At 71.9% G+C, this 8,329-nt stretch carries 8 protein-coding genes and 1 pseudogene; 7 read left to right on the top strand and 2 right to left on the bottom strand.

What is annotated here, in order from left to right; translation table 11 throughout:
- Positions 1-379: pseudogene (locus LZG04_RS24145) on the bottom strand (nitrite/sulfite reductase); the annotation flags it as partial.
- A 292-nt stretch (positions 380-671) separates the two neighbouring features.
- Between LZG04_RS24145 and hemW the strand changes: the two are divergent.
- The 6 genes from hemW to LZG04_RS24115 all read left to right on the top strand — a co-directional run bounded on the left by hemW (position 672) and on the right by LZG04_RS24115 (position 6,327).
- A complete protein-coding gene (gene hemW, locus LZG04_RS24140) occupies positions 672-1,886 on the top strand; it encodes a radical SAM family heme chaperone HemW (protein ID WP_233820405.1) in 1,215 nt (404 codons plus the stop codon).
- Between the two features lie 108 nt (positions 1,887-1,994).
- Positions 1,995-3,017: a heat-inducible transcriptional repressor HrcA gene (gene hrcA, locus LZG04_RS24135; RefSeq protein ID WP_233820404.1), complete on the top strand. Its 1,023-nt coding sequence runs from the start codon at positions 1,995-1,997 to the stop codon at positions 3,015-3,017.
- 82 nt (positions 3,018-3,099) lie between these two features.
- A complete protein-coding gene (gene dnaJ / locus LZG04_RS24130) occupies positions 3,100-4,245 on the top strand; it encodes a molecular chaperone DnaJ (RefSeq protein ID WP_233820402.1) in 1,146 nt (381 codons plus the stop codon).
- The gene (locus LZG04_RS24125) at positions 4,242-4,976 is read left to right on the top strand and encodes a 16S rRNA (uracil(1498)-N(3))-methyltransferase (RefSeq protein ID WP_233820400.1); all 735 of its coding nucleotides are present in this window, start codon (positions 4,242-4,244) and stop codon (positions 4,974-4,976) included. Before dnaJ ends, LZG04_RS24125 begins: the two co-directional genes overlap by 4 nt.
- 201 nt (positions 4,977-5,177) lie before the next feature.
- Positions 5,178-5,855 carry a prolyl oligopeptidase family serine peptidase gene (locus LZG04_RS24120; RefSeq protein ID WP_308199269.1) on the top strand — a complete coding sequence of 226 codons (678 nt, stop codon included), beginning with the start codon at positions 5,178-5,180 and terminating at the stop codon, positions 5,853-5,855.
- A 130-nt stretch (positions 5,856-5,985) separates the two neighbouring features.
- Positions 5,986-6,327: a histidine triad nucleotide-binding protein gene (locus tag LZG04_RS24115; RefSeq protein WP_233820396.1), complete on the top strand. Its 342-nt coding sequence runs from the start codon at positions 5,986-5,988 to the stop codon at positions 6,325-6,327.
- Here the strand turns inward: LZG04_RS24115 and LZG04_RS24110 are convergent.
- Positions 6,324-7,112, bottom strand: a complete 789-nt coding sequence (locus tag LZG04_RS24110) for a GNAT family N-acetyltransferase (protein WP_233820394.1) — start codon at positions 7,110-7,112, stop codon at positions 6,324-6,326. The two genes, LZG04_RS24115 and LZG04_RS24110, sit on opposite strands and share 4 nt — an antisense overlap.
- 138 nt (positions 7,113-7,250) lie before the next feature.
- On the opposite strand from LZG04_RS24110, the gene LZG04_RS24105 reads away from it, so the two are divergent.
- A complete protein-coding gene (locus LZG04_RS24105; protein ID WP_233820392.1) occupies positions 7,251-8,324 on the top strand; it encodes a PhoH family protein in 1,074 nt (357 codons plus the stop codon).
- Positions 8,325-8,329 lie beyond the last annotated feature (5 nt).

The raw sequence follows: 8,329 nt of genomic DNA, 5'->3' as shown, positions 1-8,329 counted from the left end.
GGGCGTAGGTCTGGGACAACTCGCCGATCAGCGCGAGCTGCTGCGTGGTCAGCCGGCCGCCGTCGATCCGCACCCGCAGCATGAAGTACTCGTCATCCAGCTCTTCGGGCTCCAACGTCGCCGTGCGGCCCCCGTCGATACCGGGCTTGCGCTGGGTGTAGAGGCCGTACCAGCGGAAACGTCCCCGCAGGTCGGCCGGGTCGATCGAGTCGAAACCGCCGTGGGCGTAGATGTTCTCGATCCGCGACCGGACGTTGAGCGGGTTGTCGTCCTTCTTGCTCCGCTCGTTCGGGTTCAGCGGCTCGCGGTAGCCCAGCGCCCACTGCCCCTCACCTCGGCGCTGCTTGGTGCGCTGAGGCGTCGTCGTCGGGGGGACCATCCTCGTCCTCCGGGGTTTCGGGGCGCTGGTGCGCGTGCGAGTCCCGGTGGAGCTGTGGTGGGGGTCTCGTCAGCGCACCCGGCGCCGACGGGAACAAAAAGGCAGGCGCGGGTTATGCCGAACGACGGCACATCGCGCTGGAGACACGCCGGAAGTCGACGTGGCGGCGGACCACCAGGCGCACTCCGGTCGATGTCATGTCAGTCAGCGTGCCACGCGTCCATCTCGTGGTCCACCGCCATCCGCATCGTGGGACGGGGTTGCGCCGCTGGTAGATGGGACAATGGCGGACATGCCCTCCGCCCTGCCGATCGGTGACCCCGCGCCACCCGACGGCTCGCTGCCCGCGTCCGCGCTCACCGGTCTCGGCGACCGCCCGTTCGGGGTGTACGTGCACGTGCCGTTCTGCGCGACCCGGTGCGGCTACTGCGACTTCAACACCTACACCGCCGGTGAGCTGGGCACTTCCGCGTCACCGGCGTCCTGGCTGGAGGGCCTGCGCCGCGAGCTCGACCTCGCCGCGGCCGTGCTGGGCGACCCGCCGGCGGCCGACACGGTGTTCGTCGGCGGCGGCACCCCCTCGCTGCTCGGCGCAACGGGACTGGGCCAGGTGCTCGACGCGGTGCGCTCGTCGTTCGGCCTCGCGGCGGACGCGGAGGTGACCACGGAGTCCAACCCCGAGTCCACCTCGCCGGAGTTCTTCGCCGCCATCCGTGACGCGGGTTACACCCGGGTGTCGCTGGGCATGCAGTCGGCCGCCCGGCACGTGCTGGCCGTGCTCGACCGCGCGCACACGCCCGGCCGCCCGGTGGCCGCCGCGCGCGAAGCCCGCGCCGCCGGGTTCGACCACGTGAACCTCGACCTCATCTACGGCACGCCGGGCGAGACGGTCGCGGACCTCCGCTCGTCGCTGGACGCCGTGCACAGCGCGGGCGTCGACCACGTCTCGGCGTACGCGCTGATCGTCGAGGAAGGCACCGCGCTGGCCCGCCGGGTGCGTCGCGGAGAGCTGCCGATGCCCGACGACGACGTGCTCGCCGACAAGTACGAGCTGATCGACTCGGCCCTCACCGCGCAGGGCCTGACCTGGTACGAGGTGTCGAACTGGGCCGCGTCCGCCGACGCCGCGTGCCGGCACAACCTGCTGTACTGGCAGGGCGCCGACTGGTGGGGCGCGGGCCCCGGCGCGCACAGCCACGTCGGCGGCGTGCGCTGGTGGAACGTCAAGCACCCGGCCAAGTACGCCGAGCTGCTGGCCGCCGGCACGTCACCCGCCGCGGGACGCGAGATCCTCGCCGACGACGACCGCCGGGTGGAACGCGTGCTGCTCGAACTGCGCCTGGCCACCGGCCTCCCGCTGGACGTCCTCGACCCCGAAGGCCGGGCCGAGGCCAAGACCGCCGCCGCCGACGGCCTGCTCGACCCCGACGCCCTCGACCGCGGCCGCTGCGTCCTCACCGACCGCGGCCGCCTGCTCGCCGACGCCGTCGTGCGCCGCCTCACGTGACCGTCCCGGCGAGCCACACCGAAGCCCGCCGGGACGTTTTTCCGATCCGGCCCCGAACCTCCGTAAACTCGGGGTGAAGCAGCTCGGTCTGTCCTGGAGGTGACGTGCGTGAACGCCGATGAGCGCCGGTTCGAGGTACTGCGCGCGATCGTCGCCGACTACGTGTCGAACCAGGAGCCGGTCGGGTCGAAAGCCCTGGTGGAACGGCACAACCTGGGCGTTTCGAGCGCGACGGTCCGCAACGACATGGCGTCGCTGGAAGAGGACGGGTACATCACCCAGCCGCACACCAGCGCCGGCCGCGTGCCCACCGACAAGGGCTACCGCCTGTTCGTGGACCGGCTCAGCGAGGTCAAGCCGCTGTCCACGCCCGAGCGCAAGGCCATCCAGAACTTCCTCGAAGGCGCCTACGACCTGGACGACGTGCTGCGCCGCAGCGTGCGGTTGCTGGCCCAGCTGACCCGCCAGGTCGCCGTCGTGCAGTACCCGACGCTGAGCCGCTCCACCGTCCGCCACATCGAGGTGCTCGCCATCACACCGGCCCGGCTGATGCTGGTGCTGATCACCGACACCGGGCGGGTGGACCAGCGCTCGGTCGACCTCGGCGACGTGGTCAGCGAGGAGAACGTGGCCCGGATCCGGTCCATGCTCAACGGCGCCATGGTCGGCAAGCGCCTGTCCGACGCCTCCGCCGAGGTCGCCAAGCTGCCCGACGAGTCGCCCGGCGACCTGCGCGACATCGTGCTGCGGGTGAGCACCGTGCTCATCGAGTCGCTGGTGGAGCACCCCGAGGAACGCCTGGTCCTGGGTGGCACGGCGAACCTCACCCGCAACGTGGCAGACTTCCCGGGTTCCCTGCGCCAGGTGCTGGAGGCGCTGGAGGAGCAGGTCGTGGTGCTCAAGCTGCTCGCCGCGGCCCGCGACCCCGGCCGGATCCTGGTGCACATCGGCGAGGAGAACGAAGCGGCCGAGATGCGCAGCACCTCGGTCGTGTCCATCGGCTACGGCAGCCGGGACAACCTGCTCGGCGGCATGGGAGTGGTGGGGCCCACCCGCATGGACTACCCCGGCACGATGGCGGCGGTGCGAGCGGTCGCCAACTACGTGGGTGAGATCTTGACCGGACGGTGACGGCGGGGGAACACCGCGGTCGGGCAGGACGTTCCGCAAGCGAGCGGGCGCGTGTCGAAGCGCGTTCGCAGGAGGAAACACGGTGGCGAGGGACTACTACGGCACGCTCGGGGTCGCCAAGAACGCGACTCCCGACGAGATCAAGCGCGCCTACCGCAAGCTCGCGCGGCAGCTGCACCCCGACGTCAACCCCAACGAGGAAGCGCGCTTCAAGGAGGTGACCGCCGCCTACGAGGTCCTGTCGGACCCGAAGAAGCGGCAGGTCGTCGACCTGGGCGGCGACCCGTTGGAGCCCGGCGGCGGTGGCGGCATGCGCGACCCGTTCGCGGGGTTCGGTCTCGGCGACATCATGGACGCCTTCTTCGGCGCGGGCGGCGGGGGCGGGCGCGGTCCGCGCAGCCGGGTGCAGCCCGGCTCGGACGCGCTGATCCGGCTGTCGATGACGCTGGAGGAGTGCGCTGCGGGCGCGTCGCGGGAGCTGACCGTGGACACGGCGATCCTGTGCGACCGGTGCGTGGGCAGCGGCTGCGCCGAGGGCTCGTCCCCGGTGCGCTGCGACACGTGCGGCGGCCGGGGCGAGGTGCAGTCGGTGCAGCGCTCGTTCCTGGGCCAGGTCGTCACGGCGCGGCCGTGCCCGGTGTGCCGCGGCCTCGGCGAGGTCATCCCCGACCCGTGCCAGCAGTGCGCGGGCGAGGGCCGGGTGCGCTCGCGGCGCACCATCTCGGTGCAGATCCCGGCCGGCGTGGCCGAGGGCATGCGGGTGCGGCTCGCGGGCCAGGGCGAGGTCGGCCCCGGCGGCGGACCGGCCGGTGACCTCTACGTCGAGGTCGAGGAGGTGCCGCACGAGATCTTCGAGCGCGACGGCGCGAACCTGCACTGCTCCATCCGCATCCCGATGACGACCGCCGCGCTCGGCGCGGTGCTGCCGCTGCAGACGTTGGACGGCGAGGAGGAGCTGGAGATCGAGCCCGGCACCCAGCCCAACACCGAGCTGGTGCTCACCGGGCGCGGCATGCCCCGGCTGCGCTCCAGCGGCCGCATCGACGGTCGCGGCGACCTGCACGTGCACCTCGAGGTCGTCACGCCGGCCAAGCTCGACGCCCGGCAGGTCGAGCTGCTGCGCGAGCTGGCCGTGCTGCGCGGCGAGGACGAGCCGACGCTCGCGCACAACGGCAAGGGCGTCGGCGGGCTGTTCTCGCGGCTGCGCTCCGGCCGCAACCACCGGTGACGCTGCCGGTCTTCCTGGTCGCCGCGCTGCCGCCCGGTGACGAGGCCGTCCTGGACGGCCCCGAAGGGCGGCACGCGGCCACCGTGCGCCGGTTGCGCGCGGGGGAGGAGCTGGTGCTCTCCGACGGCACCGGCGCCCAGGTGCGCTGCGTGGTCGAGGAGGCGTTCAAGGACTCCCTGCGGCTGCGCGTCGTGGAACGCTGGGTCGTGCCCGAGCCGGCCGTGCGGGTGGTCGTGGCGCAGGCCCTGGTGAAGGGCGACCGGGGCGAGCTGGCCGTGGAGCTGGCCACCGAAGCGGGCGTGGACGCCGTCGTGCCGTGGCGCGCCTCGCGCTGCGTGACCAAGTGGGAGGACGGCCCGCGCGGAGCGAAGGCCCTCGAACGGTGGCGGAGCACGGCGCGTGAGGCGGCCAAGCAGGCCCGCCGGGCGCGCGTGCCGTCGGTCGCCGAACCCGTTTCCACGGCCGGCCTGGCGCGGTTGGCCGCGTCCGCGTCGGTCGCTTTGGTTTTGCACGAATCCTCTTCGTCGGGCATCGGATCGGTTCAGTTGCCCGCTTCGGGTGATGTGCTGCTGGTCGTCGGACCGGAAGGCGGCATCACCGACGAGGAATTGTCGGCGTTGACCGGCGTCGGCGCGCACGTAGTGCGACTGGGACCTACCGTTCTGCGAGCGTCGACCGCCGCCGCGGTCGCTTTGGGTGCGCTGGGTGTGTTGGCCGATCGCTGGCGGTAATTGGCCTTGCTCCCTTCTGGCGAACACCCGACGCAGGGGTTACGCTCATGGCAGAGGGGTTGACTTCGGCTAAGCACGATCACCCCCTCGGCAGACCCGCCGGACACCTCCCCCCTCGGTCCGGCGCTAGCCGCGTCGCGGTGGGACGACCCCCAGGTCTCACCGCGACGCGGCCTCTTTTTTGTCACCAAGGGGTTTCGATTGCGCATCGTCTACGGCCCGCACCCGAGCCAGTTCGGCGAGTTTTCCGCACCGTCCGGTGAATCATTTCCGGTGATCGTGGTAATCCATGGTGGTTTTTGGCACCAGCGTTATGGGCTCGAACTCGGCCGCCCGTTGGCCGCTGACCTGGTCATTCACGGGGTCGCCGCGTACAACGTGGAGTACCGGCGGGTAACCGGCGGTGGCGGTTGGCCTGCGACCGGTGACGACGTCCTCGCCGCCATCGACGCCCTCGACCCGTCGCTCGGCCCGGTCGTCACGCTCGGTCACTCCGCCGGCGGGCACCTCGCCGTGTGGGCCGCCGCCCGCCACCCCCGCGTGGTGGGCGCGGTGGCCCAGGCGGGCGTGCTCGACTTCCTCCAGCACCCGCGGATCACCCGCCGTGCCGCGGAACTGCTGGGCGGCACGCCGGCCGAGGTGCCCGACCGCTACGCCGACGCCTCGCCCGCCGCGCAGCTCCCGATCGACAAACCGCTGGTCCTGGTGCACGGCGAGGACGACGAGGACGTGCCGTTCGCCCAGAGCGAGGCGTTCGCGCGCGCCTCGGGCGCCGAGCTGATCGCGCTGCCGGCCACCGACCACATGGCCCTGATCACGCCGGGCACCGACGCCTGGGCCGCCTGCCGCACCGCCGCCCTCCGCCTGGCCCGAACGTAGAACTCACCGGTCCTGAACGTACGACTCTCGCGAGAGTCCTACGTTCAGAACGCGCGTGTCCTACGTTCAGAACCCCCGAGTTCAACGCTCAGAACGGCGTGGGCGGCTCGGGTCGGTAGCCTGCGGAGCCATGTCCGACTGCCTGTTCTGCCGCATCGTCGCCCGCGAGATCCCGGCGACCGTGGTGCACGAGACCGACACCACGCTGGCGTTCCGCGACATCGCGCCCCAAGCCCCGACGCACGTCGTGCTGGTGCCCAAGGTCCACGCGCCCGACGCCGTGGCCCTGGCCGCCGCCGCGCCCGGCGTGCTGGACGACCTGTTCCTGGCCGCCGGCGAGGTGGCCAAGTCCGAGGGCGTGGCCGACAGCGGCTACCGGCTGCTGTTCAACACCGGCGACGACGCGGGCCAGACCGTCTTCCACGCCCACCTGCACGTCCTCGGCGGACGACGCCTCGGACCCCTGGCCTAACCCAGGGCCTGCATCACCGGCGCGTGCAGCCGCGCCCGGTCACCGCTCAACGCCCCGCGCACCATCAGGTCGACGGTGGACCGCGGCACGACCCCGCGCGCCGCCAACCACGAGCCCAACGCCGCGTCACGCACGTCCACCCGCACCACCGCGCCGACCGCCACGTCCGCGACCAATTCCGCCGCACGCCCCACCGACGGCGCCACCACCGGCCCCACCATGGTCACGTCACCGTTGACCCAGGTCGCCACGAACCCGTCGTCGGCCACCCTGACCTGCGCCGCGAACCCGAACAGCTCGTCCCACATCGCCGACCGGTCGGCGCCGAACACCTCGGCGTCGACCGCCACCACCCCCGCCCGGTCCGCCTCCGACACGGGCCGCGACGTGCCCGACGCCGTCCCGTCGAACGCCCCGACGTGCGCGGTCACCGAACCCACCGACCGGAAGCCCAGCTTCTCGTACAACGGCTTGCCGTACGAAGTCGCGTGCAGCGACACCACCGGCGTGCCCGCGAACGCCAACGCGTGCTCCATCAGCCGCCGCCCCAACCCGCGCCCGCCGTGGCTCGACGCCACCAGCACCATGCTCACCGCCGCGTGCTCCTCACCGAAACGAGTGACGATGGTCGTGCCGACCAGCTCGTCGCCGTCGAACAGCCCGAAACCGGTCCCGACCCGCAGCAGGAACGCCCACTTCGCCGGCTCCTCCGGCCACTTCCGGTCCGAGGCGAGGCGGACGCAGGCGGGCAGGTCGTCGGGGGTGAGCACGCGCAAGTTCTCCACGGGTTCGAGTACACCCGCCGTGTCCAACCCGTTTCTTACTCCGGTGCGGACTGTCGGTGGGGGCGACTAGCATCGGAGCCGGCAGGTCGAATTCACCCGAGCACGGCGCGAACGCGCAGGAAGAGGGCCCGAGGCCACGTGGCCGGTACCGACGACAACACGCCGCAGGCACCCACCGCGGCCGACGCCCAATCGAAGTTCGCCGTGCCCGACGGCGCGGTGCTCGCCCTGCTCGGGTCGCGTGACGAGAACCTCCGGCTCGCCGAGGAACTGCTGGTCGCCGACGTGCACGTGCGCGGCAACGAGATCACGCTCTCCGGTCAGCCCGCGGACGTGGCGTTCGCCGAACGGGTGTTCTCCGAGCTGGTCACGCTCGCCAGCCGCGGTCAGCAGGTGGGCCCGGACACGGTCCGCCGCACGGTCGCGATGCTGTCCGCGGGCACCGCGGAGTCGCCCGCCGAGGTGCTGAGCCTGGACATCATCTCCCGGCGCGGCCGCACCATCCGGCCCAAGACGCTGAACCAGAAGCACTACGTGGACGCGATCGACCGGAACACCGTGGTGTTCGGCATCGGTCCCGCGGGCACCGGCAAGACCTACCTGGCCATGGCGAAGGCCGTGCAGGCGCTGCAGGCCAAGCAGGTCAACCGGATCATCCTGACCCGGCCGGCGGTCGAGGCGGGCGAGCGGCTGGGCTACCTGCCGGGCACCCTGTACGAGAAGATCGACCCGTACCTGCGCCCCCTGTACGACGCCCTGCACGACATGGTGGACCCCGAGTCCATCCCGCGCCTGACCCAGGCGGGCACGATCGAGGTCGCCCCACTGGCCTACATGCGTGGTAGGACGCTTAATGATGCGTTCATCATCCTGGACGAGGCGCAGAACACGACGCCCGAACAGATGAAGATGTTCCTCACCCGGTTGGGCTTCGGGTCGAAGGTCGTGGTGACCGGTGACATCACGCAGGTCGACCTGCCCGGTGGGCAGCGCAGTGGCCTGAAGGTGGTCAAGGACATCCTCGAAGGGGTGGACGACGTCCACTTCTCCGTCCTGACCAGCAGCGACGTCGTCCGCCACCGGCTGGTCGCCGACATCGTCGACGCCTACGAGAAGTGGCAGGTCGAGCAGGACGAGGGCGACGCGGCCAACGGTCACCAGCACCACGCCGGACCCGGTGCGCGGTCGCGTGGGCAGCGCCGGGGACGATAGGCGCC

The organism is Saccharothrix sp. S26 (assembly GCF_021390395.1).
Lineage (GTDB): Bacteria > Actinomycetota > Actinomycetes > Mycobacteriales > Pseudonocardiaceae > Actinosynnema.
The sequence above is the reverse complement of the archived record's forward strand: the minus strand, read 5'-3'. Positions and strand labels throughout refer to the sequence as shown.